Origin of the sequence: Robiginitalea sp. (assembly GCF_049588695.1) — a bacterium.
Lineage (GTDB): Bacteria > Bacteroidota > Bacteroidia > Flavobacteriales > Flavobacteriaceae > Robiginitalea.
In genome coordinates, this window is sequence record NZ_JBAVZJ010000332.1 from 1 (window position 1) to 1709 (window position 1709).

The window sequence follows — 1709 nt, forward strand, 5'->3', positions numbered from 1 at the left end:
CTCCAGAGACATGCGCTTCTGGTGTACTTCACTTTCCCAGCAATCCAGCATGTGGGCGATCTGCCGGTCGGCAAAACCTTTCTGTTTAGCCTCGAGGAGCAGTTCCTTAGGCAGGGTCTCAATAGAATGGGTGCTGATTTCTTTTTCCAGTTGGTACAACTCTTCGTACTGGCGCAGGAACCACATGTCTATTTTGGTGATTTCGTGTATCCGACTCAGGGGAATACCGAGCTGAATGGCGTCATAAATCACAAATACCCGGTCCCAGCTGGCGTAGGTGAGTTTCTGAATGATCTGATCGTAATCCGTATAACCCTTACCGTCTGCGCCCAGACCATTTCGTTTAATCTCCAGAGATTGTGTGGCTTTATGCAGGGCTTCCTGGAAGGAACGGCCGATACCCATAACCTCGCCCACGGATTTCATCTGCAGTCCCAGGGTGCGGTCGGCCCCTTCGAACTTGTCGAAGTTCCAGCGCGGAATCTTCACAATCACATAGTCGAGGGTAGGCTCGAAAAGGGCGGAAGTAGATTGGGTAATCTGATTTTTTAATTCATCCAGACTATAACCGATAGCGAGTTTAGCAGCCACCTTTGCAATAGGGTACCCGGTGGCCTTGGAAGCCAGGGCTGAGGAACGCGAAACCCTGGGGTTGATTTCAATGGCGATAATCTCCTCCTTCTCATCCGGGCTGACGGCAAACTGCACATTACACCCCCCGGCAAAATCTCCGATACTGCGCATCATCTTAATCGCCAGGTCGCGCATCCTCTGAAAGGTGGTATCCGAAAGGGTCATGGCCGGAGCCACGGTTATCGAATCACCGGTATGGATCCCCATAGGGTCCATATTCTCAATGGTACATATAATGACCACATTGTCGTTCTTGTCGCGAAGGAGTTCCAATTCGTATTCCTTCCAGCCCATCATCGCTTTGTCAATCATCACTTCATGAATAGGCGAAACCTCCAGTCCGTGGCTCAGGTGTTCGTCAAAATCCGCAGGGTCATGAACGATTGCCGCTCCTGCCCCTCCAAGGGTGTAACTCGCCCGAATAACAAGCGGAAAACCGAATTCCTGGGCGATTTCCTTACCCTGAAGAAAGGATGTAGCTGTAGATTGAGGCGCCATTTTGACTCCGATACGAGTCATGAGCTCGCGAAATTTTTCGCGATCCTCCGTAATGTTAATCGCGTCGATATCCACCCCGATGATCTGTATGCCAAAGTCTTCCCATATCCCTTTTTCACCGGCCTCTATACAAAGGTTCAATGCGGTTTGCCCCCCCATAGTCGGAAGGACGGCATCGATATTCGGGTGTTTTTTAAGGACCTCTATAATCGATTTTGTATTCAGGGGCAACAGATAAATATGATCCGCCATTGAGGGATCCGTCATGATGGTCGCAGGGTTGCTGTTGATCAGTACGGTTTCAATTCCGTCCTCTCTCAAGGAGCGGAGAGCCTGTGAACCGGAGTAGTCAAACTCGCAGGCCTGGCCAATGATGATGGGGCCTGATCCTATGATCAGTATGGATTTGAGATCTTTTCTTTTGGGCATGCTGGGAGGGATTAATAGTTTTTAGACAAAAAAAAGGTGCTACTTTCAACAAGTAACACCTGATTTATTTCTGAAAATGGGTAAACCATTATTTTTTGTGTCTCGGCTCAGAGGATACACTAATTTTCTTACGACCTTTAGCTCTTCTG

1 protein-coding gene is annotated in these 1709 nt (G+C 48.9%); it reads right to left on the reverse strand.

Annotation, left to right across the window (positions count from 1 at the left end; all coding sequences use genetic code 11):
* A partial coding sequence (gene carB / locus WBV75_RS08125; RefSeq protein WP_424120133.1) for a carbamoyl-phosphate synthase large subunit occupies positions 1-1560 on the reverse strand: 1560 nt, incomplete at its 3' end.
* Between the last annotated feature and the right edge of the window lie 149 nt (positions 1561-1709).